Consider the following 26,361-nt stretch of genomic DNA (forward strand, 5'->3'; position numbering starts at 1 on the left):
TCAGAAGCTGGTTTCGAAGCTGGCGGTCACATAACGACCGGACTGGGTGAAGCGGTCCATCGGATAGGCCGAGGACTGCAGGGTTTTCACATCGCTCCAGTTCCAGTACTTCTTGTTGGTGAGGTTGTTGACGGCCAGGCGCAGCGTGGTCTGCTTGTTAAGCTTGTACCAGCCGGACAGGTCCAGCACGCCATAGCCCGGGGTGCGGAAGTAGGCGCTGTTGCTGACATCGCCTGCTGCTTTCTTGGCCGATACCGTCCACTTGAGCGAGCTGCCCCAGCGGTCCTGCTGATAAGCCAGGCTGTTGATCACGCGCAGCGGGTCCACCGAGTCCAGCGCGCTGTGGTCGGTATCGTTGTAGCCCTTGGCCCAGGCCAGCGAGGAAGACAGCAGCCAGTCCTGGGCAAAGGCCCATTTCGAGCTGGTTTCAAAGCCGTAGATGTGCGCCCGGTCAATGTTCTGGTACTGGTAGTAGGTGGTGGAACCGGCGACAAAGCTCTTCTGCTCGATGAAGTTGTCGTACTTGTTGTAGAAGGCGGTGTTGTCCCAGTTCCAGCTAGCGCTGGCGTATTTGCTGCCCAGCTCGATGCCCTTGGAGGTTTCCGCTTTCAGATTCACATTGGGAATCAGCATCATGCGGTACATGCTGTAGTCGTGACCCAGGTACAGCTCCTCGAAGGTGGGCGCACGAAAACCGGTCACCAGGTTGACAAAGCCGGTCAGCCGTTCGCTCAGCGCGGTCTTGATCGACAGCTTGGGCGACCATGCACTGGCGGAGAACTTGTCCTTGCTGGTGACAGTGCCGCTGTTGGCCAGATACACCGCGTCGTTTTCCGGCCGGATGCGCGACAGGTCGTAACGCAGGCTGGGGGTCAGGCTGAAGCGGCCCAGTTCGAATTCATCCTGCACGAACACACCGAACTGGTAGCCCTTGGTGGCCGGGTAGTATTTGGCATTGCTACCCGTGCTCTTGGGCATGTCGCGTTCGGAATTCTTGGCCACCAGCTCGGTGCCGGTGGTGAGGTGATGCCCGCCCAGTTGCCAGCCGGTTTGCCCGTTCAGGCCCCACAGGTCCTGATCCCAGGTGTAGAGATCGGTGGCGCTGGTGGTGGTGAGCTTGGTTTCATTCTGCCGGTCGCGCAGTTGCTGGTGATACAGCTTGAGCTTGACGCCATCGAAGTTGCCATCGCCGCGATAGCGGTAATCCAGCGCCATCTTGCTGCGCTTGACGCCCACATCCAGATTGTCGGCCTTGGTGCTGCCGGTAACGCCTTCCAGATAGTTGGTGTAGGTGGAGCGGCGGAAATCCTCCAGCGACAGGGTGAGCGCATGGTCGCCGTGATCGATGCCCACCTTGGCCAGCACGTTCTGGGTTTTCACCAGTTGCGGGTCTGCCTGGGTGCGGCTGGTGCCGCTGCCGCCCTTGTCTCCCCTATTGTCGGTTTCCTCGGCACGGCGGCTGGTCACCATCAGCAGGCCGGACAGTTCGCCCTGCTTGGTGGCCAGCGTCACCGTGCTGCCGCTTCCCTTGTTGGAGCCATCGTAGGACTGCTTGAAACCGCCGTAGAAGGTTTTGTCATCATCGACAAAATCACTGGCCTGGAAGGTGCGGTAGCTGACCACCCCGCCCAGCGATCCGCCACCGTACAGACCGGAGGACGGCCCCTTGATCACCTCTACCTGTTTGAGGGTATCCGGCTCGACAAAGTCCTTGCCGCCGCGCCAGTTGGTCAGCGCCTGATCACTGGCACCGCTGTAGGTATCCGGCAGGCGTTCGTCATCCACCAGGGTCAGCACCCGGCTGCGCGCGCCGGACAGGCCGCGAATGGTGACTTCGGCGGCACCAAACTTGGAGTTCTGCCCTTCCACCGACACGCCCGGCACATCCTTGACAATGCCGGATAGATCGCTGGCGGCGTTTTCATCCAACTGGGTGCGAGTCACCACATTGATATTGGGTGCCACCTTGTCCAGGTCTTCTTCCTTCTTGTTGGCTGTCACGGTGACCTTGCTCAGGGTGGACACCGTGTCGCTGTCGCTGCCGCCGGTGGTGGTGGCATCGGCGTGGGCCAGTGCTGATGCCACGCTCAGCGCGATACTCGCCAGGACAAACTGTTGTTTCTGCATGTATTCACTCTCCAGACATCCGGACGCCACCGCCAGGCGGGTTTCGTCTCAGGAACAAAATGAGAATGATAACCATTATCAAAACAATTTCAGTGAAGAATTCTTAATACAGACCCGGCTTTGCCTGGCGTAGCCTGTGATTTCATCGCCTTGCGGCACGCTGGCAGCGCATGCGGGCGGCTATTGCTGGCCACGGTCTTGCCCGTTCAAGCGCTGCTTCATGTATGATAATGATTATCATTATCACCACACTCGGATGGATGTGACAAATGAATGTCCTGATCGTCGAAGATGACCCGCAGTTGGGCGGCTGGCTGCACCAGAAGCTGGAACACGCCGGTCACCACAGCACATTGGTCGATAGCGGCAACACCGCCCTCAGCCTGGTGGCTGGCGGCAGTTTTGACGCCATCGTGCTGGACCGCATGCTGCCCGATATCGATGGGCTGGATGTACTGCAGGCCCTGCATGGCCAACAACATCCGCCGGTGATGGTGCTGTCGGCGGTGGATGCCGCCAGCGACCGCGTTGCCGGCCTGCGTGCCGGTGCCGATGACTATCTGGGCAAGCCGTTCAACTTCACCGAACTGCTGGTGCGGCTGGAAATCCTGGTGCGGCGCTGCCTGCCGGATTACAGCCAGCGCCAGCAGATTGGCGATCTGCTGATCAACTACCGGGCGCGCAAGGTGTCGCGCGCGGGCCTGGCCATCGAGCTGACCGAAAAGGAATTCGATTTGCTGTGCGTGCTGGCGGAAACTCCGGGCAAAACCGTCAGCCGCAGCGTGCTGCTGGAAAAGGTATGGGGTTATCAGTTCGACCCGCAAACCAATCTGATCGACGTACATGTCTCCAAGCTGCGCAGCAAGCTGGATCGGCAGTTCGATACGCCGCTGATCCGCACCATCCGCGCCGTTGGCTATGCGCTGGGCTAAGCGCCTGCGCCGGCTGGCTGACACCAGCAATTTCCGCCACGCCGCCATTGTGGCCTGGGCCATCCTGCTGATTGCACTGGGTGCCATGCTGCTGAGCAGCTATCTGATCGACAAGCTGATCCGCGAGCATGTGCGCGACATTGTCAGCATGAATCTGCACAACCAGTCCGCCCTGCTGGGACAGCATAGTCACCTCCCGCTGCTCACCAGCCTGCTGGCCAATACCCGCCAGGAACGTGACGGCATCCACAGCCTGCTGCTGGCACCCGATGGAGAAGTCCTGTTTGGTGCCGCCTACCTCAAGCAACTGCAAAGCTGCTGGCAACGCTGTCCGCCAAGCGAGGTGGATGCAGCGCTGGTGGACAGTGCCGGTGAGGCACACCATTTCCAGGGCATGCAGCTATCGCTGCCCGACCAGTCCTACTATCTGGTGGTGTATGACATCCTGCCCATGCAAACGCGGGTCAAGGTACTGCCGTTGGTGATCGGCGGCGGCCTGTTCCTGCTGCTGATCACCAGCCTGGGCCTGGGGCTGTACGCCAGCATGTTGAGCATGCGACGGGTGGATGACATCCGCCAGACGCTGCGTGGTTATATTGCCGGCAATCGCAGGCTGCGACTGCCAGAGGCCGCTCATGGCGATGAATTCGACCTGCTGGCGGCCGACATCAACCGCATGCTGGACCAGCTCAACCACCTGATGGACGAGTTGAAAGATGTCAGCAGCCACATGGCGCACGAATTGCGCACCCCGCTCACCCGCCTGCACCAGCAACTGGAAAACGTGGCCGAGCACGCCCGTTTCGGCCCCACCGCCGATGCCATTCATCGCGCGCTGGAAGAAGCCGAGCGCATCCAGCGCATGTTCAAGGCCATCCTGCGCATTGGTGAAGTGGAAAGTGCGCGCTGCGCCCATGCCTTTGCCTGGTTTAGCGCCGACAAGCTGCTGCAGGAACTGGCCGATTACTACCAGCCGCTGGCCGAATGCAGCCAGGTGACACTGGAGATCAGCGTGCAGCCCGCCCAGCAGCTTTATGGCGATCAGGCCCTGCTGTTCCAGGCCATGGCCAATCTGCTGGAAAACGCCTTCAAGTACGGCAAGCCTGCCGGCCAGATCCAGCTATTTGCCCATATTACGCAGCAGGAAGCGCAACTGGGTGTTGCCGACGAAGGCAGCGGCATCCCGCCACATCTGCGCAGCGATGCCACTCGCCGCTTCCGTCGCCTTGGCAGCCGCGAGGATGCACCGGGGCATGGCCTGGGACTGGCGCTGGTCAGCGCCATTGCCCGGCTGCATGGCGGCGCGCTGCAATTGCGCGACCGCAAGCCGTGCGGCCTGCTGGCCTGCATCGTACTGCCACAAGCAGCAGGGTCAGCCTGAGCCCCGGTTTCAGGCCAGTTGAAAATACTGCTGCAACAACTGGCCAAAGCGGCGATAGGCCGCGCGCGCGCCATCCAGCACGGCCTGATGCTGTTCCGGCGCAATGCCCTCACTATCCAGCGAGGCGACAAACTGCCGCCAGGCCGCCGCACGTCCTGCCGGATAAGCCGCCAGATTGCGGGCGCCAAAGTCGGCAGTCAGCCCCAGCGCTTCCTGGGCCTGCTTGAACAGAAAAGCCGCCCCCAGGGTGGAGCCTTCCGACACATACAGCCAGCCCAAGGCTGCAGGCATCTGTACCTGGGCGGTGGCCACCTCGCCGCAGGCCGGAAGCGGACTGCCCAGATCAGCCAGGTCATCACGCGAGGCTTGCATGCGGCCACGGCTGTCCAGATCGCTTACCGCCTGCTGCAATTGCGTATCGGCAAACAGATGATCGATATCGCGCTGAAACACATACTGGGCCGCCACAAAGCGGGCGTAGTTTTCCCGGCTGGCAAAGGGCTGCGCCTGCTCCATCAACGCATGCATATGCTCGTGCAGGCTGCTGGTTTCGGTTTTCAGGCGCTGGGACAGCGCCGGGGCGGCAGTAAGGTTGGACATGTTGTACTCCTGTAGTCTGGCCGCAAGGCGCTGGCCATGCGGTATTGAGAATAAGTATCAATTGAGCCAGAAAAACCGCTACAGGACACGTTAAGTTATCTTCATGCAAACCCTGCCCACCGCACACAACAGCGTTGCAGAGATAAAAAAAAACCCCCTGACGGGGGTGGAAGTAATGCTCTGGGTCGAACAGGGCAAAGGAAGGGATTTGATCGGATAACCTGTCTGATCAGGACTGTGTGGCCACCTTGGCTTCACGCGAACCCATCCACGGTGTGCCATACATGCGCGAGCGCACCCAACCCACCACCAGCAGGGCCAGCGACAACAGGCCGGTACTGATGACTTCAACCTGGTGTTCCGGACGGATGGCCATCAGCACCACCACGGCACAGATAAAGACAATCACGATCCAGGTCAGGGTCGGGAACATCCACATGCGGAAGGCCGGGGTTTCGCCATTGGCTTCCATGCGCTGACGCATGCGCAACTGGGAAATGGCAATCACCAGGTACACCAGCAGTGCGATGGTGCCGGAGGTGGCCAGCAGGATGTCGAACACTTCCTTGGGCATCAGGTAGTTGGCAATCACGGTCATGAAGCCCACCACCATGGAACCCAGCACCGCCTTTTGCGGGGTGCCGTTGGGGGCGATGTCGCCAAACATCTTGATGGCATCGCCACGGCTGGACAGCGAGTACAGCATGCGCGAGGCGGTATACAGCGCGGAGTTCAGGCAACTGGCCACCGACACCAGTACCACCACGTCAACAATGGCCTTGGCATTAGGGATGCCGATCAGCTGCAAGGTGCGCTGGTAAGAACCCAGGGCGGCCAGTTGCGGGTCGTTCCAGGCCACCAGTGCAGTCACCACAAAGATGGAACCCAGGTAGAACAGGCTGATGCGCCATACCACCGAGTTAGTGGCCTTGGTGATTTGCTGTTGCGGATTGTCCGATTCAGCCGCGGCAATGGTGACAATCTCGGTACCCAGGAAGGTAAACATGGTGGTGAGCATGGCCCCCAGCACCGCGCCAAAGCCCTTGGGCATGAAGCCACCCTGGTCGAACAGGCGGGCCGTACCGCTTACCTGGCTGCCCGGAATCAGGCCGAACATGGCGGCACCGGCCACGGCCAGGAAGGCCACGATGGCCACCACCTTCACCAGCGCGAACCAGAACTCGAACTCGCCGTAGTTCTTCACGCTGAACAGGTTAGTGATGGTCAGCAAGATGGTGATGCCCAGCGCAAAGGCCCACATCGGCACGCTGGCAAACCAGGCATGCAAAATGGTGGCGGCGGCATTGGCTTCCAGCGGAATCACCAGCACCCAGAACCACCAGTACAGCCAGCCGATGATGTAACCGGCCCAGTGCCCGATGGCACGGTCGGCATAGGTGGAAAACGAGCCGGTATCCGGCGAGGCAACCGCCATTTCACCCAGCATGCGCATGACCAGAACCACCAGCAGACCCGCCATGCCATAAGCCAGCAACACGGCCGGGCCGGCTTCGGCGATGGCGTGGCCGGAACCCACAAACAGGCCGGCGCCAATCACACCGGCAATGGACAGCATGGTGACGTGACGTTGCTTGAGCCCGTGGCTCAAGCCTTGTGATGAAGCACTCATGAAAGATTCTCCCAAAACCGGCAGCCTGCGTGGGCAAGGTCCGCCAGTCATGACGTTTTATTGTTTTATGTTTTTTGAAATGACCCACATTACTTCTTGGACACAGGCGACACCGTGCCACTGCCCGCAGGCAGTGGCGGCGCACGCCCGTGCTTACCGCTAGCCAGGGCGGACAGGCTTACCGGGACGGGTCAGCCGGTCCTGCCTGACGGCATCAGGCCTTCAGCGCAGCTTCCAGCTTGGCCAGCGCTTCGGCGAAGATTTCGTCTTCGATGGTGAGGGGGAACAGGAAACGCAGCACATTGCCGTACACCCCGCAGGTCAGCAGGATCAGGCCGGATTCCAGCGCCTTGCTCTGTACCTTCTTGGTAAATTCGGCATCCGGCTGGTGCGTGCCCGGCTGGTTGAACTCCACGGCCACCATGGCACCCAGACCACGCACGTCGGCAATCTGCGGAATATCGCGTTTCAGGCTGTGCAGCTTTTCCTTCAGCAAGTCGCCCAGCTTGTTGGAACGCTCCAGCAGGTTTTCTTCGCGGATCACGTCAATCACCGCACCGGCTGCGGCCAGGCCCAGCGGGCTGCCGGCATAGGTGCCGCCCAGCGCGCCGGGAGCCGATACATCCATCAGCTCGGCCTTGCCCACCAGCGCGGACAGCGGGAAGCCACCGGCCAGCGACTTGGCCATGGTGGTGAGGTCCGGGGCAACCGGGTAGTGCTCCATGGCAAACAGCTTGCCGGTACGGGCAAAGCCGGCCTGCACTTCGTCGGCAATCAGCACGATGCCGTGGGCATCACACAGTTGGCGCAGCGCAACAACCCACTCTGTCGGTGCGATATTGAAACCACCCTCGCCCTGAACCGGCTCGAAGATGATGGCGGCTACGCGCTTGGCTTCGATATCGAACTTGAACAGTTTTTCAATGCTGGCCAGCGAATCCTCAACCGATACGCCATGCAGGGCGTTCGGGTAAGCGGCGTGGTAGATCTCACCCACAAACGGACCAAAACCGATCTTGTACGGGGCCACCTTGCCAGTCAGCGCCATGCCCAGCATGGTGCGGCCGTGGAAGGCACCGCCAAAGGCGATCACACCCGGACGGCCAGTCGCAGCGCGGGCCACCTTGATGGCGTTTTCCACTGCTTCGGCGCCGGTGCTGAAGAAGGCGGTTTTCTTGGCAAAATTGCCCGGTGTCAGCTGGTTCAGCTTTTCAGCCACGCTGACATAGGATTCGTAGGGAATGATGGAATACGAGGTATGGCTGAAGCGATTGAGTTGCTCGGCCACGGCGGCCTGCACCTTGGCATGCAGATGGCCGGTATTGAGTACGCCGATACCGCCGGCGAAGTCGATGTAACGGTTGCCTTCCACATCCCATACTTCGGCGTTCTTGGCCTTGTCGGCAAAGAAGGTGCACATGACGCCCACGCCACGCGGGGTTGCATCCGCCTTGCGCTGCATCAGGTCCTTGTTGCTCATGCTGTTTCTCCTGTCATTGACAAATCGAGTGGCAATTTTTTAAACAGTCGATACCTGGCTACAGTATCCAAAGCTGTCAAATCCTTGTATCAACTGGATTTTCCATTGCATCTCGGCGCACCAATTCTAATCACGCGTTTAACAAAATACCACAATGAATATTATTTTAAACACGATTGGCCGCTGGAATGCCCGCCGCATGACAAGGCAAGCCTTTGAAAAAAAAAGCTTTATCGGAAAAGTTGAACACAGGAAAAAAGCGGGAAATTTTCAGCAAAAACACATCAAAAATCAGACAAATTGTGGCCCTGCTCCCGCCACTCCCACCACTGTCTTGGCATGAAGAAAAATGACAGCGACAAGCAACCGTCCGGGCCAACAATGGCAGGCCGCGATGATGCACGGCGCACCGGCCATCATCCATCCAGCGCATGCAACTAAAGTCGAATGTCAACCGCCGGGCTGGCGCTATAGGCTGCATGCATGACTCAGGTCATGAACACGATGCAGATTCCCGCAAGCAGTCCGGGCTTCCCTCGCAGGCCGCCCGTCAATAATGGAGATAACACAGTGACCACCACGACCTTCTTTATTCCTGCTGTCAATGTCATGGGTGCTGGCTGCCTTAAAGATGCCATGGCCGCCATCCAGGGTTACGGCTTCCGGCATGCGCTGATTGTCACCGACAAGGTGCTGGACCAAATCGGTGTCGCAGGCCAGATCCAGGCCCTGCTGAACGAACGCGACATCCAGTCCACCATCTTTGCCGGTGCCAAGCCCAATCCGACCATCGCCAATGTCGAGGCCGGCCTTGCCGTGCTGCAGGAAAAGCAATGCGACTTTGTCATTTCGCTGGGCGGCGGCTCGCCGCACGACTGTGCCAAGGGCATTGCCCTGGTGGCCACCAATGGCGGACAGATTGCCGACTACGAAGGCGTGGATCGCTCGAAAAAACCGCAGTTGCCACTGATTGCCATCAACACCACCGCAGGCACGGCCAGTGAGATGACACGCTTTTGCATCATTACCGACGAAGCAAGGCATGTGAAAATGGCGATTGTCGATCGCAATGTCACCCCCTTGCTATCGGTGAATGATCCGGACCTGATGATTGCCAAACCCAAGGGCCTGACCGCAGCCACCGGCATGGACGCCCTCACCCACGCCATCGAAGCCTATGTCTCCACCGCGGCCACGCCGATTACCGATGCCTGCGCCCTCAAGGCGGTGTCGCTGATCTCCCAATACCTGCGCACCGCAGTGGAAAACGGCAAAAACCTGGAAGCGCGCGAACAGATGGCCTACGCCGAGTTTCTGGCCGGCATGGCCTTCAACAATGCGTCGCTAGGCTATGTCCATGCGATGGCGCACCAGTTGGGCGGGGTGTACGACCTGCCGCACGGCGTATGCAATGCCCTGCTGCTGCCGCATGTGGAAGCCTTCAATGTGCAGACCTCCGCCGCCCGCCTGGCCGATGTTGCCAGCGCCATGGGGGTGAACACCCAGGGCCTGACTGCCGAGGCAGCAGCCAAAGCCTGCCTGGTGGCCATCCGCAAACTGGCAGCCGATATCGGCATCCCGGCCACGCTCACCGAGCTGGGCGTGAAGCGGGAGGACATTCCGCTGCTGGCGCGCAATGCGCTCAAGGATGCCTGCGGCCTGACCAATCCGCGCCAGGCCAGCCAGGCTGAAATCGAAAGTATTTTCGAAGGCGCGATGTAAACCCAGGACGGAAAAATCTGCCCCGCAAAAACCCGCCCAAAGGGGCGGAATGCAAAACCGCCGGCCCGGAAGGGCTGGCGGTTTTGCTATGGCCAGCGGCGACGGCGATGTCCGGCTGTTTACTGATGACAGCTACCGGTGTTGATTTGGCTGCAATACAGGATGTTGCCGTCCTGATCGACCGAAATGGTTTCCGTACCGGCCTGCGACATGCCGTCCACCGGCGTGGCCACCAGGGAGAAGGTGTCCGCCGTGGCACCGCTGGCGGCAATGTTGTACAGCGCAGTGCCGGTGCTGGGCGAGGTGGTTTGTGGCAGGGTGGCCGAGGCATAACTGCCCTTCTCCGCATACAGCCGCGCCATATAGTGGGCGTTTTCCACCAAGCTGGCCTTGGCAGCCGCCTGATTACCCTTGATCACGTGCTGGGTGTAGGAAGGATAGGCAACAGCAGCCAGGATGCCGACAATCGCCACCACGATGACCAGCTCGATCAGGGTAAAACCATTTTGTTTCTTCATGTTCTGCCTCAGAAAATTTCACGCCAGCTAATGCGCCGGCCCACCGATGTGACACGCGGTATCAGCTTGCCGGCAGCCACATTGCCATTACTGCCGCCGGTGCCGCCCACGTAGAAAGTCAGCACTTCATTGGTGTTGGTGGAGGAAGGATAGGGGTAGGTCCCCATCTGTCCCGAATCGGTGGTGGTGTAATCGCCCAGATTCACCGTGGTAACGGTAAAGGCAATCGACAAGGCCGACGGGATACCAATGTTGTAGTTGATGCCGGAAGGGACAATTTTGGTTTTACCATCAGAATCCGTCACCATATCGCCATCCGGTGATGCAGTGCTGGTATTGATCTTGCCATCGCCATTCAAGTCAAAGGCCGGAGATGATGGCCTCCCACCCGTCATCAAGTCCAGCGCCATCACCCAGCCGCTTTGCTGGTTAACATTGCTGCACACCTTGTCACTGCCCTTGAGTATCTGGGTGGTGAAATACAGCTTGCCCAGCGCCACCACCGGCTGGTAGAGCATGCGCTCACCATTGCTGCTGTCCATATTGAATACCCAACCAGCCCGATTACCAGTTGGCCCCACCGACAAGCCAGGGGTGGTGGCCGCATCGGTAATGGTGGTGGTTTTACGGAACACCACGCTGCTGCCGAGCTTGCTGGAGGCGGTTGAAATGGCTGAACCATCAAGGGAGGCCGTGCCATTCAGCTTGGCCATTTCGGTATCGGTAATGAAGGTGGAACTGCTGTAAGTCAGGTTGGTCTTGGTCTGGTCGTCGTAAATCCCATACAAGGACTGTGGATACACCGTGGTACGGTCATTCACCGTAGTGTTCTCGTACATCATGCGACCGGTGCCGACATAAATCATGTACCCACCCCCGGGGATGGCATAAATGGCCGGTGCCGCCACCACCGGCTGGTTGGCCTGGGTGGTAAAGAACTTGCTGGCTGAAGTGGTGGTGGACTTGCTGGTCTGCAGGGTAAAGCGCCAGACATTACCTGCCTGATCGCCTGCATAGACATAGTCGGCCACCTTGTCACTATTGATATCCAGCACCGCCGGTGAGGACAGGCCATTGCTGGCGGTGCCGGTATCCAGCTCATACAGCATGGCACCGGTTTTCAGGTCAATCACCATCAGGGTGGTGGCCTTGTTGGCAGAGTCATAGCCGTTACCGGTAATCATCGCCCACTTTTTTGCCCCGTTTACATACACCTGGGCAATCACCGGCTTGGCAAAGGTATAACCCAGGTTGCCAAAACCGGGGTCTGCCGGCACATGATCCCACAGCACATTCTTGCTGCCGAACGCACTGCCACCGCTCAACTGGGCCGGATTGGCCACGGTATTGCTGATATCCAGCGCAAACAGGCCCTGTCCACCCTGCGCCATGCCGCCGGTCAATATCGCGTTGTTTGCGGTGGAAAACTGGTTATCACCACCGCTGACATTATTGAAGGTGAGACTGCCATTGACAAAATACAGGTGCGGCTGGGCAGTACCATAAGTCGTAGAACCCAGTAAGGCTAGGTTGGCTGCGGTCACGGCACGCGGAATATAGGAAAAGGCTTCGGTGTAATTGCTGGTGGTGCGGCCAAATACATGCAACATGCCATCATTGGCCCCCACAGCGAAACCGGCGGTGGCTGTCGTACCAAACGGTGTTGGTGTGGAGTCGATAATGTCACCCAAGGTGGAGGGGGTGGATTTATCACCGCTACGGCTACGCCAGCCGGATGGTGAGCCACCGGCAAGATAACTGTTCAGATTGCTGTTACTGGAGATGCTTGAATACAGTACGCCATTGGCACTGGCACCGTTGCTGGTGAAAATATTGGCCAGCCGGGTGGTACTGGATGAATTGAACAGCACCGGAATGGACGAATTCAGATCAGCCAGGCCCGTCGTGCTGCTGACCGTGTAAGCATGCAACTGGCCAGACCAGTCACCGGAATAAAAAGTCGCCTGAATTGCTTCGGTCGGATTGGTGGGCTTGCTGGCAACAACGGGAACATTGGTCGCAGTAGTAGAACTGATACTGTTCAGAACCGCCTTCAGAGAGTTGGTCAGCGAGGTTTCATCACTGGCATTAAAGCTTTGACCGCCGCCTGCAGTCGCCGTAGCAGTCAATACCTTTTGACCATCATCCGTTGCTGGCAAACCAAAACCAATGGTGTAAGTGACAATGGGCTGTGCAGTGGCAGCACTGAATGTATTGCCTTCCAGATCCGTGGTCACACCATTGGGAACAATACCGTTCTGGTAATAAAAGCCGGCATAGCGAATCAGAGTTGGATCGACACTGCTACCGACACTCGGCATTGCAACGCCTACCGGAGTATAACTATTCAATGCAACAGATGTACCCGATTTGTTTTTTTCGGTTGCATTGACTACTTCATCATTTGGATAACCATCCGAAATGAAGATAACAAAATTTTTCTGACACACATATTTGATTGGCGAATCATTGGTATAATCCTGCGGCGTCTGATAGCTGGGATAACCATTCCAGCCAGGTCGGCCGGAAAACGAGCGCATGATATTATAAAATGCACCGGCACTTGGCGTACCAAGATAATCCGTCAAACCAGTACCATTAATATCATTGGTAAAATTGGTCAACTGTGTACTAGAATCCGATGATGTTGGATCACTCCAGCCATCCAGCTTCAGACTGGACCGTAGCGGAACATAACCCCCATACCACCGAGAATATGGACCATAATTAAAATGAAACAAGCCCCAATACGCCATATCCCAGTTATTATTCAACAAATTGGTCAGAACTTTTCTGGCAATCGTAATTTTTGAAGGATTAGTCGTGGTGATGGACCGACCATTTGGCGCATCCTTCATACTGCCCGAATCATCCACCATCAAGGCGATATTGGGCCGCACGGTTTTCTGATTGAGGTATAGCGGAACCGCAGGATACAGACTTGCCGCAAAGCCAGTCGTCGAACACAGCGCCAGCGCAGCAGCCGTAATACGGAAATGGGAACGGGACATGGACAGCGGCCTCAGGAAACCACGTAATAACTTTGCAAGGTGACCTGGGTATTGGCATTGCGGCCCCAGGCTCGGGAGGTGATGCGATACAGCGTAACGCCGGTGGTGCCGGTTATCGCATCGGAATAGTTAGTGTCCAGCAACTCCACGATGTAACGCGGCTTTTGCTGGCTGTCTGAGCCAGCGCTGAAGGTGCAACTGGTGCATTGCAGTGAATTGTTATAACTGCCGGTAAATACATTGCTGCGTTCCCAGGCATTGGTACCGCCCGCCGACTGGCTGGGCAGACAAAGGCCACCGGTACAATCTGCAGCAAACGAGCTGAGCGCCGGCTTGTTGGTGGCCACATAGCTCTCACCAGCCTTCAAGCCCAGTTCCGCCAGTTGGAAGGCCATATTGCGGTCGTTCTGGTTGCTGGAGATTTTCTGCTCGGTGAGCATGGGCTGGGCACCGTACACCACCAGCAAGGCAATCACCGCCAGCAAAATGAGGGAGACAATCAGGCTGGCACCAGCTTGTGCGCCAGCAGGCATGGATTTCAACTGGACTTGTAACATTGCTTGCCCCTGATGGCGGCGGTGGTCTGGTAGGTCTGGGTCAGGTAGCCATAGCTATTGCCGCTGGCCAGCGGCACCTGGTTCTGACTGCGTACCGTCATGCTGATGCGTACCGAGGAAACATTGCGCCAGTTACCCACCGAGGACCGGTCCTTGTAGGTCACCAGACAGTTGACGCTGTCGGTGACTTCACCGTACTCGTATTGCAGCTTGGTGATATTGCCGATCAACTCGTTCGGCCCCTGCAAGGTGCCGGCCTGCCCCAGCTCGGTCATCACCAGTGCGCTGCTGCTGTTGACAAAATAGGCGCGCGAAACCAGGTCCATGATGTCGGCACCGGAGGTCATGCTGCCCACGTTCACCGTCACCCCGGCCGAAGCGAGACCCGCATCGGTTTTCTCCAGCAGGATTTTCTGGCAGGTGCTGGCTACCCAGAACTTCTGCCCCACCGTGTAGGTACGCTGCTTATTGCTGTTGGCCGAAAACGTGGCCTGCCCGCCGGAGGCAATGGCCGTGGCCTGGGCCGTCCCGCGTCCATACTGCACGGCCAGCACATCAACCGCGGATGAGGCGGTCTGTCCGTTCAACCAACTGCCGGCAGTACCAGAGGCATAGGCCATGAATGGCAGGTAGCTGCCGCCACTGGTGATGAAGGTTTGGTAAACCTCAGGCGCACTCACCGCACTGGTATCCACCGTCACTGCCTGCGATGCAGCGGTATTGTTGGCATCCAGCGTGGCGCAGCCATAGCTGCCCGCCATGCGCAGGTCGCGCGCTATCTGCATCAAGGCAATGCGCGCATCTTGCTGCATGGCAATCCGCTGATTCACCACCGTAAAAGTACGCTTGCTGTTGATATACACCGCCACCACCGCGCCCAGCACCATCATGCCGATGGTGAGTGACACCATCAGCTCAATCAGGGTAAAACCACGCATCCGTTTCATTGCATTACTCATGGTTCAAACTGCAAGACATAGCCATAGACACGGGTACTGCTGGTGGCTGAGGCTGCACGATTGGCCGCGTTACTGCCCAGCGCGGCATTGGCGTTTTTTTCCATCGCCGCTTTCCAGGCCACTCGTATCATCAGCTTGCTGCCACCGGTACAGCCGCCGAGTTTGCTGTCATCAAAATTGATGGTGGATGAGGCGGTGCTGTCGCGACAGACAATGGCCCGCACGCTGGAGCGGTTGCTGTCGACAAAGGCCGAGGCCAGGCTGCTCTTGAACTGATAGAGGTCGTACGCCGCCATTTGGGCGCTGGTGCAGGCCGTGGCACTGGCCGCTGCGCACAGGGTGATCGGGGCCGAGCTGTGATCGCTATAGCTGGTTTCCACATAATTGGACCAGTCTTCGGTGACACTGCCGCTGGCATTGATGGTGGCACTGGCGTTGGCACGCATGGCATCGGCCACCTCACCAGCCAGCATGGCAGCCACCGCCTGCGTTTCCGCTTCGCGCACGGTTTTCAGGGTACGCCCCTGCATGCCGGCAATCGCCAGCATGCCGACACCCACAATCAGAATGGACACCAGCACTTCCAGCATGGTGAAACCGGATGTTTTATTCATGAGCAGGCTCCGCAGCTATTGTCATTGGCCGTGTCACATGCCTTGCTGCGCCCTGAGCCGGCAATCAGGATGACCCGGCACAGATTGTTGGTGCTGTCCTGTAACACCAGCTTGCGGCTGTTACCGTCCAGCAGGCGGCCATCACTGCCAAAGGCAATCTGCTTCACCGTGGCCACCGGGCTGGCCGACATCACCAGGTTCAGCTTGGCGCCGTTATTCATCTCGCCGTAGTAGCTGAAGGTTTTGATGGCCTCGCCGCTGTCATAGCTGCCCATGGTGCCGGTGGTGAGGTTGTCGGCATAAATCAACTGGCCAAAACCCCAGTCATACAGATTGCTTACCTGCTGATCCAGGCAGCCGCTGATGACCTTGGTATTGACATTCAGATTGGCCGAGCAGACATACACCGGCTGGTTGCGCCGTACCGCCTCGGTACGGGCATAGTTGAAGCCCGCCACCACGCGGTTGGCCTCAGTGGCAATCTTGTTGGTGGCAACCAGTGCTTGCATGGCCGGAGCGGCAATGGCCATCACCATTGCCGCCACGCTGATGGTGACCAGCAGTTCAACCAAGGTGAAACCACCCGCGCCCCCATGCACCGGGCGTGGCCTGCTTGTTGTAGGACTGGGCATCAGGTGCATAACGTCACATTTTTATGCATGTGGATTGCACTGCAACATGCAAATTCCAAGCGGTAGTAGAAATAAAATGCATTCTACATAGGTAAACTGCATTTACAAGATTTTGCGATTGTTGTTATGAGAAAAATCAAACGCATGATTAAGATATATCTCGCGTAACAGATATCTATTTCGTGGAATCTTTCAGATATTCCTAAGCAAACAATCAATGCAATGTTTAAAGTTTTTTTATTTTTTTAAATTAATAACTAATAAATTTAAAAACCATCCTGTAGATGACGCTAAGAGCGGCTAACAAGCGCGTAGCCTCCCTGAGGTAAGGCACACTGATACAGACCGTACAAGCAGTACGGCAAGGAGGCGCAACGCAGCAGCAGTTTTGTGTGAGCAGCGCGAAACCTCTGGCGCAGACGGGCAGACACCAAGCCGGCCCCCGACCAGCGCCCCACCACGGTTGGCGCAGCAATGCCCACCATCAAACCCGTCGTTTTCAGCCCTGAGGCTGGCAGGGTTCTGCAGTCACACCGCGGTGGGCCGCAAAAGAACACTTGCAAACTAGACGACTGGTCTAGTACTATCTGCCCATGTCACGACCCAGCCAGTTTTCCGATACCCGCGAACACCTGCTTGCCACAGGAGAATCCATCATCCTGGGCAAGGGGTTTTCTGCTGTTGGCCTGGCCGAAATCCTCGGCTGTGCCGGTGTACCCAAAGGCTCCTTCTACCATTACTTCCGTTCCAAGGAAGGCTTTGGGGTAGAGATGCTGCAGCGCTACTTCGAACATTACGATGCGCGCCTGCTGGAAACACTGGACCCTAGCCAAGGCGATGCGCGTAGCTGTTTGCTGCGCTACTTCTCCGGCTGGCTGGATAACCACCGCTGTGAGGAAAACAGCCAGAGCTGTCTGGCCATCAAGCTGGCCGCCGAGGTCTCCGACCTGTCCGAGCCGATGCGCGAAGCGCTGGCCGAGGGCATGGGGCGGGTGATTGTCCGCCTGGCCGACTGTATCCGCCGCGGGCAGCAGGAAGGCAGCCTGTGTACCCGGCTGTCAGCCGAAGACACCGCGGGCAGTCTGTACAGCCTGTGGGTAGGTTCCGCCCTGCTGTTCAAGGTGCAACACACCCAGCAGCCCATGCTGCAGGCACAGGCGCTGACCGACGCCATGCTCAAGCCGGGCGACTGTCAGGCAGGCTGACGCAGCAATACCCATTTATCTTGCCCGCCCTTGCGGCGGGTATTTTTGACACATCAACTAGACGACCGGTCTATTTATTTTCACCCACACGGGAGAATGCCATGAACAGCACACTGGAACTGATGCAACAACATCGCAGTATTCGCAGCTATCAGGACAAACCCGTCCCCGCCGAGGTACTGGACGCGGTGCTGGACGCTGCCTGGAAAGGCCCCACCTCCATCAATGGCCAGCAGGTGTCGCTGGTGGTGGTGCAGGACGCCGCGCGCCGCCAGCAGATTGCCGCCCTGGCCGGTGGCCAGCCGTGGATTGCCCAGGCCCCGGTATTTGTCACCCTGGTGGTGGATTTCTACAAGACCCGTCTTGGCGTGGAAGCAGCCGGTGCCGAGCAGGTGATTCAGGACAGCGTGGAAGGCTTTGCCGTCGGTGCCGTGGATGCAGGTATTGCACTGGGCAACCTGATGACCGCCGCCCGCGCTGCCGGCCTAGGTGTGGTGCCGATCGGCGGCATCCGCCGCAATCCGCAAGCCATGATCGAACTGCTGCAACTGCCGGAACTGACCTTCCCCATTGTTGGCGTGGCTCTGGGCTATGTTGATCAGGACAGCAGCATCAAACCGCGCCTGCCGCGTGAGAGCTTTATCCATCACGAACACTACCAGGCCGCACAGTTGCCGGAACAAATCCGCCAGTACGACCAGACGCTGGCCAGCTACTGGCAGCAGATTGGCCGCCCGGATGGCCTGCCGTGGAGCGCCAATACCGCCCAGTACTACCAGAAGGTGTATTTCCCCGAAGTCGCCCCGGTTGCCCGCAAGCAGGGCTTTGGTTTTGACCGTTGATCAACTTGTCTTTGCCTAGAGGAAGAAGCTCAAATGAGTCTGGATAAACTGTTTACCCCGCTGCAAGTGGGTGCCGTCACCCTGAACAACCGCATTGCCATGGCCCCGCTTACCCGCCTGCGCAATACCGAACCGGGCGACGTCCCCACCGATCTGTCGGTGCAGTACTACACCCAGCGCGCCAGCGCCGGGCTGATCATTGCCGAAGGCACCCACATCTCCCGCACCGCCAAGGGCTATGCCGGTGCGCCGGGTATTTACAGCGAAGAACAGGTGGCCGCCTGGGGCAAGGTGAATGCCTCGGTGCATGCCGCTGGCGGCAAGACCGCGCTGCAACTATGGCATACCGGCCGTATCTCGCACCGCTCCTTGCAGCCGGATGGCGAAGCACCGGTAGCACCGTCGGCCATCCGCGCCGAAAGCAATACCAATGTGCGCCAGCCGGATGGCAGCCTGGCCCGCGTACCCTGCGATGAACCGCGCGCACTGGAAGTATCCGAGCTGGAAGACATTCTGGAAGACTACCGCCGCGCCACCGACAACGCGCGCCGCGCCGGTTTCGATCTGGTGGAAATCCACGGCGCGCACGGCTATCTGCTGGACCAGTTCCTGTCGCCGGAAGCCAATGTACGTACCGATGCCTATGGCGGCAGCGTGGAAAACCGCGCCCGCTTCCTGCTGGAAGTGGTGGATGCCGTGGTGGCCGAATGGGATGCCGAACATGTGGGCATCCGCATTTCGCCGCTGGGCGTGTTCAATGGCGTGTCCAATGTCGAGCAGCAAGACATCGCGCTGTATGTGATCGAACAACTGGCCAAGCGCAAGCTGGCCTTCCTGCACATTTCCGAGCCGGACTGGGCCGGTGGCCCGGCGCTGAGCGAAGCCTTCCGTCAGGAAATCCGCAAGCGTTATCCGGGGGTAATCATCGCCGCCGGTGGCTATAACGCGGAAAAAGCGGAAAAGCTGATTGGCGAAGGCTATATCGATGCAGTGGCCTTTGGTCGCAGCTATATCGCCAACCCGGATCTGGTGGAACGCCTGCAAGCCGGTGCCGCGCTGAACACGCCGGATGCCGCCACCTTCTACGGTGGCGATGCACGGGGCTACACCGACTACCCGGCACTGAACCACTGAAGCTGAATCAGCAATAACACATGGCCGGGCCGGCAACACGGCCCGGCATATACCACACGAGAAGGCACACCATGAAACAAGTCCTGTTTGTCCTCACCAGCCATGACACGCTGGGCAATACCGGCCACAAAACCGGTTTCTGGATCGAAGAATTTGCCGCGCCCTACTACGCGCTGGCCGACAAGGGTGTGGCCATCACCCTGGCCTCGCCCAAGGGTGGTCAACCGCCGATCGACCCCAAGAGCGCCGACCCAAGCTTCAGCACCCCGGCCACCGAACGTTTCAACCAGGACCCCGCGCTGCAAGCCGTACTGGCCAACACCGTGCCTCTGGACAGCGTCAAAGCCGCTGATTTTGACGCCGTGTTCTACCCCGGCGGCCATGGTCCGCTGTGGGATCTGGTCGACAACGCCGCCTCCATCAAGCTGATTGAAGACTTTATCGCCGCCAACAAGCCGGTGGCTGCCGTCTGCCATGCATCAGCCGTGCTGGTGAATGCGCGCGATACCGCAGGCCAGCCGCTGGTGGCCGGGCGCAAAGTCACCGGTTTTTCCAATACCGAAGAAGATGCGGTGCAGCTGACTGACATCGTGCCGCTGCTGGTGGAAGATGCGCTGCAAGCCAAGGGGGGCATTTATGAAAAAGGCCCGGACTGGGGCGTATTCGTGCGCGAAGACGGCCTGCTGATTACCGGCCAGAACCCGGCATCGTCCGAACTGGTGGCCGAAAAGCTGCTGGCCCGGCTGTAAGCAAACCGCCGCCGCACCCGGCCAGGCCCCGCCGCATGCGGGGCCTTTTTATTGCGGCCGGGTCTTAATGCGCCACGCCCTGTGGCCCCAGGGCGGACAGGCAGCGCAGCGCCTGCGGCAGCACTTCGATATGGACTGGCGCATAGCCTGCCAGCTCACCATCCACCTCCAGCGGGCAGGCCTGACCCTCTATGCGCAGACTGCGCACACTCAGGTAACGCACCCGCTCGTCCAGCACCGGCTGCGCCTTGCGCAAGCTGGGCAGATGCCGCAAAAAGTCCAGCCCGCCACCGCGCTTGATCATCACTACTTCCAGCAGGCCGTCATCCAGCCTTGCCATGGGCGCAATGCCAAGGCCGCTGCCGAAATAACGGCCATTGGCCACGCACAGGCTGAGAAAATCACCACTGATGACTTCGCCACCCTCCAGGGTCAGCTGCATGCGGCGTGGCCGGTAACGCAGCAAGGTCAGCAGGATGGACAGATAGAACGCCACGCTGGCCGGCAGCCAGCCAGGCAGACGGCGTACCTGCTCGACAATGGCCGAGCTGATGCCCAGCGAAGCGATATTGCCAAACCAGATCACCCGCTCACCGGCCTCTCCCCGCAGGCTGAGCCGCCCCAGGTCGATGCGGCGTACGCGCTGGCTGGCAATCAACTGTTCCAGTTGCTCCAGCGAATCGTTCACCCCCAGCGAACGGACAAAATCATTACCGGTGCCAAACGGCAGCGCCCCCACCGCCACGCGTTCTCGCGCGGCAGCATCCGCCCGCATCACACCATTGATTACCTCGTGGATGGTGCCGTCCCCGCCCACGGCAATCAGGTAATCACAGCCCTGCGCTACCGCCTGCAAGGCCATGTCTTCGGCACTCACCGCCGAGGTGGTGATGTGGATATCCACCTGATAATGCGCGGCAAAACGTTGCAACAGGCGATCGGGCAGGCTGCGCGGACAGCGCAGGCCATGCAGGATGAAAACCAGCCGGGTCTGAACCATAAATAAGCTATCGGACATTAACCGTTGGATTATCAGCCAGAAAACCGGCTTTTGATACCGGCATTCCCGTTGCCGGCACCACGATTTCCCGCCGCACTGGCAGTAAAATCAATGCACTAATCACGGCAGGCAACTGGCTGGCAAGGCTGTTTTCTGATAAATTACGCTGTTTTGCTGCGCTGCATTTGGTTGACAGTACCTGCCGGGTGAGACCGATCCCGCGTGCGTACAGCCACCGCAACGGCACCTTGCACAGCAAGGCCAAGCAAGCAGCCCCAGCACCACTGCCTCGACTGTTTATCGATGGATCACGCCATGACACCGAATACCACTAAGACTGCGGAAAAAGCACTGGTCGTGCTGTCCGGCGGTCAGGACTCCACCACCTGCCTCTACTGGGCGCTGCAGAAATTCGGCGCGGCCAACGTGGAAGCCGTCACCTTCGACTACGGCCAGCGCCACCGCGTGGAGCTGGACTGCGCGCGCAAGATTGCCGCCATGGCTGGCGTGCGCCAGACCGTACTGCCCATCGACACCTTTGCCGCCATCGGTGGCAATGCGCTGACCGATGACAGCATTACGCCGGAAGAAGGCAGCCGCGATGACGACGCCCTGCCCAATACCTTTGTGCCCGGCCGCAACCTGATTTTCCTCACTTTTGCCGCTGCCTTCGGTTACACCCGCGGTGCCCGTCACATCGTCACCGGTGTGGCGCAAACCGACTACTCCGGCTACCCGGACTGCCGCGAGAACACCTTGCAGGCGCTGCAACTGGCGGTACGCCTGGGCATGGACAGCCGTGTCGAGCTGCATACCCCGCTGATGTATCTGAGCAAGGCCGAAACCGTCACCCTGGCGCAGCAAGTAGGCGCAATGGAAGCACTGGCCTGGAGCCACACCTGCTATAACGGCGCGGTGCCGCCTTGCGGTCATTGCGCCTCCTGCGCGCTGCGCGCCAAGGGCTTTGCCGAAGCTGGCGTGGCCGACCCGCTGATCGAACGCTGCAGCAAGGAGGCCTGACATGCATGCATCCTGCCTGCTGGCCGGTGGCCGCTTTGAAGCCGCCCGCCGTGTTGCCGGTGACGAACACCGCCTGCAGGGCCTGCATGGCCACAGCTTCCGCGTGCTGGCGCGTGCCGATGTCACCCATATCGAACAGGCCGAACTGCAAGCCGCGCTGGCACAAGTCCTGGCCCCGCTTGACTATGCCGACCTCAACCAGCAACTGCCACAGTGCGACGACCTGAGCCTGGCCCAGCACATCAAGGATGCGCTGAACTGCCCCTCCGCCCTGCTGCTGCAAAGCGCGCCGGAGCGCGGCGTGATGCTGGAAAACGGCACGGCACTGCACTGGATTGCCGCCAGCTTCGAAGCCGCCCACCACCTGCCCCACGTACCAGCCGGCCACAAATGCGGCCGCCTGCATGGCCATGGTTTTGGCGTACGCATCGTGGCCAATGCCCGCCAGCACAGCCAGGCCCAGCTGGAAGCCGCCTGGGCACCGCTGTTCCTGCGGCTGAACCACCGCTATCTCAATGACATCGCCGGACTGGAAAACCCCACCAGCGAAGTGATTGCCGCCTGGCTGTACCACGCGCTGCAAGACGCAGGACTGCAAGGCCTGGCCTGGGTGGAAGTGCGTGAAACCCATACCGCGGGCAGCCAGTTCGATGGCAAGCGCTTCCGCATCTGGAAAGAGCAGCGTTTTGAAAGCGCGGTACCGTTCGACAGCCATGGCAACTACACCGGCCACAGCTATCTGGTGCGGCTGATGCTCACCGGCAGCCTGGACCGCACCATGGGCTGGCTGCTGGACTTTGGCGATGTCAAAGACCGCTTCAAGCCCATCTACCGCCAACTGGACCACAACCCGCTGGACAAACTGGCTGGCGTGCGTGACGGCCACAGCCAGTCGGTGGCCGAATGGGTGCATGCCCATCTGTCGCCGCTGGTGCCGGAACTGGCACGCATCGACCTGATGGAAAACGCCCATCAGGGGGTATCGCTGCTGTTCCATGACGATATGCGCTGGCCGCTGCTGCAGGGGGAATGAAGATGTACACGGTCAAGGAAATCTTCTACACCCTGCAGGGCGAAGGCCGACAAGCAGGCCGCGCTGCAGTGTTTTGCCGCTTTAGCGGCTGTAATCTGTGGTCTGGCCGCGAGGAAGACCGCAGCAAATCTGTCTGCCAGTTCTGCGACACCGATTTTGTCGGCACCGGCCCGGATGGCGGCAAGTTTGCCACCGCCGCCGCACTGGCCGCCCGCATTGCCAGCCAATGGCCGGCAGGCAGCGGCGGCACACCCTATGTGGTGTGCACCGGTGGCGAGCCGCTGCTGCAACTGGACAGCGCGCTGATTGATGCCCTGCATGCCGAGGGTTTTGAAATCGCGGTGGAAACCAATGGCACCATCGCCGCACCGGACGGTATCGACTGGATCTGCGTCAGCCCCAAGGCCGGCTCACCCCTGCTGCAAACCCGTGGCAACGAATTGAAGCTGGTCTACCCGCAAGCCACCCAGCTGCCGGAAACCGTCGCCCATTTGCAGTTCGACACCTTCTACCTGCAGCCGATGGATGGCCCGGAGCTGGCCGCCAATACCCGCGCCGCCATTGCCTACTGCATGGCACACCCGCGCTGGCGGCTGTCGGTGCAGACACACAAGGTGGTCAACATCCGTTAAACCGTCGGGCGCACAGTCGCCCGATTTTTTTTGCCTGATCGTGTAAGAAAGCACAAGTGAGGCCGACAGATACTGCAGAGACAGTCACGCAGCAGACCGGCGGAAACAGCATTGAACGTATTGCAACAGCAGCCAATGGCAGCGAAATGCAAATAATTTCAAAATATTTTCTGCCAGTGTGTAAGAAAGCCCCCGCCCGTGCGACTGACTCCTGAAACCCGGCACTTGCCGCTTACCCCCGACAGGAGATTGACATGAACGCTTCCAAGACTCTGCTTGCTTCCGCCATGGGCGCTGTTGTTACCCTGGCTGCGCTGGCTGCCGCCCCCGCCCAGGCCGCAGAACAGGAAAAATGCTATGGCGTGGCCATGGCCGGCATGAACGACTGTGCCTCCGCCACCGGCGCACACGGCTGCAAAGGCCAGGCCACGGTGGATAAAGACCCGGGCGACTGGAAACTGCTTGCCAAGGGTAGCTGCCAGCAAATGGGTGGCAATACCATGGCACCAATGAAACAATAAGCAGTCTATTGCAGATAGCCATGCGGCATGGTCCAAGTAGACCCACCATGCCGCACAGAACACCCCCTCTTGCTTGATCTTGTTCCACAGGAGAAACACCATGAATGCATCCAAAGCCCTGCTCGCCTCCGCTCTCGGTGCCGTTGTCGCCATGGGCGCCCTCAGCGCCACCCCGGCTGTTGCTGCAGAAAAAGAAAAATGTTTCGGCATTGCCCAGGCCGGCAAGAACGACTGCGCCTCGGCCACCGGCAGCCACTCCTGCGCCGGTCAGGCCACCAAGGACAAGGACCCCGGCGACTGGAAATACGTCGCCAAGGGCAGCTGCGAAAAAATGGGCGGCAAGCTGGCCAAGTAATCCGCTCCGCCACGGTTGCCGGCCAGGGCCGGCAGCCTCCTCCCCTCTCTCCTGGTAAACCTGGTCATGACTGCGTCTTCCCTTCCCGCCGTTGCCGGCATCGGCCTGCGTGCGCCCCACTATCGTCAGGTGCTGGACACCCTGCCACCGCTGGGCTGGGTGGAAGTACACAGCGAAAACTTCTTTGATGGCGGCATGCCGCTGGCCATGTTGCAGCGGGTGGCGCAACACTATCCGCTGTCGCTGCACGGCGTGGGACTGGGACTGGGTTCGCTGGTGCGCCCGGATGGAGAACATCTGGCGGCGCTCAAACGGCTGGTGGATGCCATCCAGCCAGCGGCAGTATCAGAACACCTGTCCTTCAACCACAGTGCGCAGCGTTATGTAAACGACCTGCTGCCCATTCCTTACACCAGCGCAGCGCTGGAGGTAATTGCCAGCCATGTGGCGGAAACCCAGGACGCGCTGGGGCGGCGCATCTTGCTGGAAAACCTGTCCAGCTATGTGGAATACCCCGGCAACGAGATGAACGAAGGCGAGTTTCTGGCAGAGCTGGTAAAGCGCACCGGTTGCGGCCTGCTGCTGGACGTCAACAATCTCTACGTCAATGGCATCAATCTGGGAACCGATGTACAGGCCGTGCTGGCCGCCCTGCCGGCGGAGGCCATTGGCGAAATCCATCTGGCAGGCTATAGCGAGCGCGACGGCATGCTGGTGGATACCCACAGCCAGCCGGTACACCCCGGCGTCTGGCAGCTATACGCCCAGGTCATCGCCGATATTGGCCCACGCCCGACGCTGATCGAGTGGGATCTGGACATTCCGCCGCTGGACACACTGCAGGCCGAAGCGGCCAAGGCCGACACCATCCTGCAAGGAGCGCGTCATGACGCCTGAAGCACGCTGGCAGGCCGAGCTGCTGGAGCTGATCGCCCACCCCGACCAGGCCGCTGACACCACACTGGGACTCCATCCTGCCGGGCTGGCGGTCTATCGCAACAACTACCGCGTCGGCCTGATCGAAACCCTGAACATGATTTACCCGGTGTGCGGCCAAATTGTCGGCACGGAATTCATGACCGGGCTGGCGCGCGAATACAGCAAGCGCCATGCCTCGCACTCGGGCAATCTGCATCGCTATGGCGGCAGTTTTGGCGACTTCCTGCAGGATTTTCCACCGGCACAGGCACTACCGTATCTGCCCGATGTGGCCCGGCTGGAATGGGCGGTGCATCGCAGCTATTACGCCATCGACCAGACCCCGCTGGCGGCCACGGCACTGAGCGGCATCCACCCGGATCAATTCGGCCAGCTACGCTTGCGCCTGAGTGACAGCAGCCTGGCCCTGTCATCGCCCTGGCCGGTGGTTGCCATCTGGCAGGGCCATCAGCCAGGCCAGACGCTGAATGTAGACCTTGAGTCCGGCGGCGAACAGGCACTGGTCAGCCGCCATGCCGGCAAAGTCCGCGTACAGGCAGAAACAGCCGGCATGGCTGCCCTGTTGCTGGCACTGCAACAGGGCTTGCTGCTGGAAGAAGCAGCCGGACTGGCCTTGTCGGCACAACACGATTTCGACCTGCAAGCCGGGCTGGCGCGCCTGTTTGCCGACGGCCTGCTCAGCCACTACCAACTGTAAAACCAAAGCTGGTTCACCATCCGTCGGCCTGGCGGAGGGGTGCGGCTTGTCCACTGCACGGGAGACCGACC

At 59.6% G+C, this 26,361-nt stretch carries 25 protein-coding genes and 3 pseudogenes; 17 read left to right on the plus strand and 11 right to left on the minus strand.

Annotated elements, in window-relative coordinates; genetic code table 11:
* Complete coding sequence (locus tag DLM_RS14950; RefSeq protein WP_089085690.1) at positions 1–2,127, minus strand: TonB-dependent hemoglobin/transferrin/lactoferrin family receptor; 2,127 nt, start codon at positions 2,125–2,127, stop codon at positions 1–3.
* A gap of 269 nt (positions 2,128–2,396) precedes the next feature.
* Here DLM_RS14950 and DLM_RS14955 point away from each other — a divergent pair, with 269 nt between their 5' ends.
* Entirely contained in the window at positions 2,397–3,059 is a 663-nt protein-coding gene (locus tag DLM_RS14955; RefSeq protein ID WP_089085689.1) for a response regulator transcription factor, read from the plus strand.
* Complete coding sequence (locus tag DLM_RS14960) at positions 3,046–4,440, plus strand: sensor histidine kinase (RefSeq protein ID WP_089085688.1); 1,395 nt, start codon at positions 3,046–3,048, stop codon at positions 4,438–4,440. Before DLM_RS14955 ends, DLM_RS14960 begins: the two co-directional genes overlap by 14 nt.
* A gap of 9 nt (positions 4,441–4,449) precedes the next feature.
* Here DLM_RS14960 and DLM_RS14965 read toward each other — a convergent pair whose 3' ends face one another.
* The 3 genes from DLM_RS14965 to gabT form a co-directional block, all read right to left on the minus strand.
* Positions 4,450–5,040 (minus strand): biliverdin-producing heme oxygenase, encoded by a 591-nt coding sequence (locus tag DLM_RS14965; protein WP_089085687.1) that lies wholly within the window; start codon positions 5,038–5,040, stop codon positions 4,450–4,452.
* A 229-nt stretch (positions 5,041–5,269) separates the two neighbouring features.
* A complete protein-coding gene (gabP, locus tag DLM_RS14970) occupies positions 5,270–6,670 on the minus strand; it encodes a GABA permease (RefSeq protein ID WP_045847475.1) in 1,401 nt (466 codons plus the stop codon).
* 214 nt (positions 6,671–6,884) lie between these two features.
* Positions 6,885–8,150 carry a 4-aminobutyrate--2-oxoglutarate transaminase gene (gabT, locus tag DLM_RS14975; RefSeq protein WP_089085686.1) on the minus strand — a complete coding sequence of 422 codons (1,266 nt, stop codon included), beginning with the start codon at positions 8,148–8,150 and terminating at the stop codon, positions 6,885–6,887.
* A 154-nt stretch (positions 8,151–8,304) separates the two neighbouring features.
* On the opposite strand from gabT, the gene DLM_RS23125 reads away from it, so the two are divergent.
* The gene (locus tag DLM_RS23125; protein WP_145985868.1) at positions 8,305–8,493 is read left to right on the plus strand and encodes a hypothetical protein; all 189 of its coding nucleotides are present in this window, start codon (positions 8,305–8,307) and stop codon (positions 8,491–8,493) included.
* Positions 8,494–8,759: 266 nt separating this feature from the next.
* Complete coding sequence (yiaY, locus tag DLM_RS14980) at positions 8,760–9,872, plus strand: L-threonine dehydrogenase (RefSeq protein ID WP_420000720.1); 1,113 nt, start codon at positions 8,760–8,762, stop codon at positions 9,870–9,872.
* 119 nt (positions 9,873–9,991) lie between these two features.
* Here yiaY and DLM_RS23735 read toward each other — a convergent pair whose 3' ends face one another.
* The 6 genes from DLM_RS23735 to DLM_RS15010 form a co-directional block, all read right to left on the minus strand.
* Positions 9,992–10,390 (minus strand): type IV pilin protein, encoded by a 399-nt coding sequence (locus DLM_RS23735; protein WP_089085684.1) that lies wholly within the window; start codon positions 10,388–10,390, stop codon positions 9,992–9,994.
* A gap of 8 nt (positions 10,391–10,398) precedes the next feature.
* Positions 10,399–12,711, minus strand: coding sequence for a pilus assembly protein (locus DLM_RS14990; RefSeq protein WP_167467129.1), 2,313 nt, complete (start codon positions 12,709–12,711; stop codon positions 10,399–10,401).
* Positions 12,712–13,412: 701 nt separating this feature from the next.
* Positions 13,413–13,958, minus strand: coding sequence for a pilus assembly PilX family protein (locus tag DLM_RS14995; RefSeq protein WP_089085682.1), 546 nt, complete (start codon positions 13,956–13,958; stop codon positions 13,413–13,415).
* A complete protein-coding gene (locus DLM_RS15000) occupies positions 13,940–14,905 on the minus strand; it encodes a PilW family protein (protein ID WP_167467130.1) in 966 nt (321 codons plus the stop codon). Before DLM_RS15000 ends, DLM_RS14995 begins: the two co-directional genes overlap by 19 nt.
* A gap of 8 nt (positions 14,906–14,913) precedes the next feature.
* The gene (gene pilV, locus DLM_RS15005; RefSeq protein ID WP_089085681.1) at positions 14,914–15,531 is read right to left on the minus strand and encodes a type IV pilus modification protein PilV; all 618 of its coding nucleotides are present in this window, start codon (positions 15,529–15,531) and stop codon (positions 14,914–14,916) included.
* Complete coding sequence (locus DLM_RS15010; RefSeq protein ID WP_167467131.1) at positions 15,528–16,103, minus strand: GspH/FimT family pseudopilin; 576 nt, start codon at positions 16,101–16,103, stop codon at positions 15,528–15,530. Before DLM_RS15010 ends, pilV begins: the two co-directional genes overlap by 4 nt.
* A 653-nt stretch (positions 16,104–16,756) precedes the next feature.
* On the opposite strand from DLM_RS15010, the gene DLM_RS15015 reads away from it, so the two are divergent.
* The 4 genes from DLM_RS15015 to DLM_RS15030 all read left to right on the plus strand — a co-directional run bounded on the left by DLM_RS15015 (position 16,757) and on the right by DLM_RS15030 (position 20,093).
* The gene (locus DLM_RS15015; protein ID WP_089085679.1) at positions 16,757–17,368 is read left to right on the plus strand and encodes a TetR/AcrR family transcriptional regulator; all 612 of its coding nucleotides are present in this window, start codon (positions 16,757–16,759) and stop codon (positions 17,366–17,368) included.
* 101 nt (positions 17,369–17,469) lie between these two features.
* Positions 17,470–18,210 (plus strand): NADPH-dependent oxidoreductase, encoded by a 741-nt coding sequence (locus DLM_RS15020; RefSeq protein WP_089085678.1) that lies wholly within the window; start codon positions 17,470–17,472, stop codon positions 18,208–18,210.
* 33 nt (positions 18,211–18,243) lie between these two features.
* On the plus strand, positions 18,244–19,344 hold the full coding sequence (gene nemA, locus DLM_RS15025) for an N-ethylmaleimide reductase (protein WP_089085677.1): 1,101 nt from the start codon (positions 18,244–18,246) through the stop codon (positions 19,342–19,344).
* A 71-nt stretch (positions 19,345–19,415) separates the two neighbouring features.
* Positions 19,416–20,093: a type 1 glutamine amidotransferase domain-containing protein gene (locus tag DLM_RS15030; RefSeq protein WP_089085676.1), complete on the plus strand. Its 678-nt coding sequence runs from the start codon at positions 19,416–19,418 to the stop codon at positions 20,091–20,093.
* A 64-nt stretch (positions 20,094–20,157) separates the two neighbouring features.
* Here the strand turns inward: DLM_RS15030 and DLM_RS15035 are convergent, their stop codons facing one another.
* Complete coding sequence (locus DLM_RS15035; RefSeq protein WP_167467132.1) at positions 20,158–21,093, minus strand: diacylglycerol/lipid kinase family protein; 936 nt, start codon at positions 21,091–21,093, stop codon at positions 20,158–20,160.
* A 315-nt stretch (positions 21,094–21,408) separates the two neighbouring features.
* Here DLM_RS15035 and queC point away from each other — a divergent pair, with 315 nt between their 5' ends.
* From queC to DLM_RS15070, 9 genes and pseudogenes are all read left to right on the plus strand, one after another.
* Positions 21,409–22,113, plus strand: coding sequence for a 7-cyano-7-deazaguanine synthase QueC (gene queC / locus DLM_RS15040; protein WP_089085766.1), 705 nt, complete (start codon positions 21,409–21,411; stop codon positions 22,111–22,113).
* Position 22,114: 1 nt separating this feature from the next.
* A pseudogene (locus DLM_RS24060) lies at positions 22,115–22,279 on the plus strand (hypothetical protein); the annotation flags it as partial.
* A gap of 138 nt (positions 22,280–22,417) precedes the next feature.
* A pseudogene (locus tag DLM_RS24065) lies at positions 22,418–22,771 on the plus strand (6-pyruvoyl trahydropterin synthase family protein); the annotation flags it as partial.
* 78 nt (positions 22,772–22,849) lie between these two features.
* Positions 22,850–23,146 (plus strand): annotated as a pseudogene (locus DLM_RS24070) (6-pyruvoyl trahydropterin synthase family protein); the annotation flags it as partial.
* Positions 23,147–23,148: 2 nt separating this feature from the next.
* Positions 23,149–23,778 carry a 7-carboxy-7-deazaguanine synthase gene (gene queE, locus DLM_RS15050; RefSeq protein WP_089085765.1) on the plus strand — a complete coding sequence of 210 codons (630 nt, stop codon included), beginning with the start codon at positions 23,149–23,151 and terminating at the stop codon, positions 23,776–23,778.
* A 254-nt stretch (positions 23,779–24,032) separates the two neighbouring features.
* Positions 24,033–24,299 (plus strand): DUF2282 domain-containing protein, encoded by a 267-nt coding sequence (locus DLM_RS15055; protein ID WP_089085673.1) that lies wholly within the window; start codon positions 24,033–24,035, stop codon positions 24,297–24,299.
* A 100-nt stretch (positions 24,300–24,399) separates the two neighbouring features.
* Positions 24,400–24,654 (plus strand): DUF2282 domain-containing protein, encoded by a 255-nt coding sequence (locus DLM_RS15060; protein WP_089085672.1) that lies wholly within the window; start codon positions 24,400–24,402, stop codon positions 24,652–24,654.
* Between the two features lie 66 nt (positions 24,655–24,720).
* Complete coding sequence (locus tag DLM_RS15065) at positions 24,721–25,551, plus strand: DUF692 domain-containing protein (RefSeq protein ID WP_089085671.1); 831 nt, start codon at positions 24,721–24,723, stop codon at positions 25,549–25,551.
* Positions 25,541–26,290, plus strand: a complete 750-nt coding sequence (locus tag DLM_RS15070) for a DNA-binding domain-containing protein (protein WP_089085670.1) — start codon at positions 25,541–25,543, stop codon at positions 26,288–26,290. The genes DLM_RS15065 and DLM_RS15070 overlap by 11 nt, the downstream gene beginning before the upstream one ends.
* Positions 26,291–26,361 lie beyond the last annotated feature (71 nt).

It is taken from the genome of Aquitalea magnusonii, assembly GCF_002217795.2.
GTDB lineage: Bacteria > Pseudomonadota > Gammaproteobacteria > Burkholderiales > Chromobacteriaceae > Aquitalea > Aquitalea magnusonii_B.

Bases quoted from the DNA above. Each gene is read 5' to 3' on its own strand.
- DLM_RS14950 (WP_089085690.1), bottom strand. From the start codon at position 2,127: ATGCAGAAACAACAGTTTGTCCTGGCGAGTATCGCGCTGAGCGTGGCA.
- DLM_RS14955 (WP_089085689.1), top strand. From the start codon at position 2,397: ATGAATGTCCTGATCGTCGAAGATGACCCGCAGTTGGGCGGCTGGCTG.
- DLM_RS14960 (WP_089085688.1), top strand. From the start codon at position 3,046: ATGCGCTGGGCTAAGCGCCTGCGCCGGCTGGCTGACACCAGCAATTTC.
- DLM_RS14965 (WP_089085687.1), bottom strand. From the start codon at position 5,040: ATGTCCAACCTTACTGCCGCCCCGGCGCTGTCCCAGCGCCTGAAAACC.
- gabP (WP_045847475.1), bottom strand. From the start codon at position 6,670: ATGAGTGCTTCATCACAAGGCTTGAGCCACGGGCTCAAGCAACGTCAC.
- gabT (WP_089085686.1), bottom strand. From the start codon at position 8,150: ATGAGCAACAAGGACCTGATGCAGCGCAAGGCGGATGCAACCCCGCGT.
- DLM_RS23125 (WP_145985868.1), top strand. From the start codon at position 8,305: ATGAATATTATTTTAAACACGATTGGCCGCTGGAATGCCCGCCGCATG.
- yiaY (WP_420000720.1), top strand. From the start codon at position 8,760: ATGGGTGCTGGCTGCCTTAAAGATGCCATGGCCGCCATCCAGGGTTAC.
- DLM_RS23735 (WP_089085684.1), bottom strand. From the start codon at position 10,390: ATGAAGAAACAAAATGGTTTTACCCTGATCGAGCTGGTCATCGTGGTG.
- DLM_RS14990 (WP_167467129.1), bottom strand. From the start codon at position 12,711: ATGCCGAGTGTCGGTAGCAGTGTCGATCCAACTCTGATTCGCTATGCC.
- DLM_RS14995 (WP_089085682.1), bottom strand. From the start codon at position 13,958: ATGTTACAAGTCCAGTTGAAATCCATGCCTGCTGGCGCACAAGCTGGT.
- DLM_RS15000 (WP_167467130.1), bottom strand. From the start codon at position 14,905: ATGAAACGGATGCGTGGTTTTACCCTGATTGAGCTGATGGTGTCACTC.
- pilV (WP_089085681.1), bottom strand. From the start codon at position 15,531: ATGAATAAAACATCCGGTTTCACCATGCTGGAAGTGCTGGTGTCCATT.
- DLM_RS15015 (WP_089085679.1), top strand. From the start codon at position 16,757: ATGTCACGACCCAGCCAGTTTTCCGATACCCGCGAACACCTGCTTGCC.
- DLM_RS15020 (WP_089085678.1), top strand. From the start codon at position 17,470: ATGAACAGCACACTGGAACTGATGCAACAACATCGCAGTATTCGCAGC.
- nemA (WP_089085677.1), top strand. From the start codon at position 18,244: ATGAGTCTGGATAAACTGTTTACCCCGCTGCAAGTGGGTGCCGTCACC.
- DLM_RS15030 (WP_089085676.1), top strand. From the start codon at position 19,416: ATGAAACAAGTCCTGTTTGTCCTCACCAGCCATGACACGCTGGGCAAT.
- DLM_RS15035 (WP_167467132.1), bottom strand. From the start codon at position 21,093: ATGGTTCAGACCCGGCTGGTTTTCATCCTGCATGGCCTGCGCTGTCCG.
- queC (WP_089085766.1), top strand. From the start codon at position 21,409: ATGACACCGAATACCACTAAGACTGCGGAAAAAGCACTGGTCGTGCTG.
- queE (WP_089085765.1), top strand. From the start codon at position 23,149: ATGTACACGGTCAAGGAAATCTTCTACACCCTGCAGGGCGAAGGCCGA.
- DLM_RS15055 (WP_089085673.1), top strand. From the start codon at position 24,033: ATGAACGCTTCCAAGACTCTGCTTGCTTCCGCCATGGGCGCTGTTGTT.
- DLM_RS15060 (WP_089085672.1), top strand. From the start codon at position 24,400: ATGAATGCATCCAAAGCCCTGCTCGCCTCCGCTCTCGGTGCCGTTGTC.
- DLM_RS15065 (WP_089085671.1), top strand. From the start codon at position 24,721: ATGACTGCGTCTTCCCTTCCCGCCGTTGCCGGCATCGGCCTGCGTGCG.
- DLM_RS15070 (WP_089085670.1), top strand. From the start codon at position 25,541: ATGACGCCTGAAGCACGCTGGCAGGCCGAGCTGCTGGAGCTGATCGCC.